Raw genomic sequence first — 244 nt, forward strand, 5'->3', positions numbered from 1 at the left:
GTGCTATCTTCAGCAATTTGTTCATTTAATACGGCATCACTACTCGCAGCAACAACTTAAAAAGCACCTTGAATATCATTTTTTTCATTCTCCCTTTGAAACCAACGAATTTGCTTTTCTTCCACTAGTTTCACTAAATTCGCATCCAATTCACGCCTTATCACAATTATATACGCACCTTGTTTTAGTTAAGGAATAATTTTAAATCGCGCGACTTTCCCTAGACAAATCACATCAACACGTT

General features: G+C 35.7%; 1 pseudogene. It reads right to left on the reverse strand.

The features are described from left to right. Nucleotides 1-59 precede the first annotated feature (59 nt). Nucleotides 60-244: pseudogene (locus JDS82_RS29350) on the reverse strand (NAD(P)-binding protein); the annotation flags it as partial.

Source organism: Bacillus cereus group sp. N14 (assembly GCF_016483555.1).
GTDB lineage: Bacteria > Bacillota > Bacilli > Bacillales > Bacillaceae_G > Bacillus_A > Bacillus_A wiedmannii.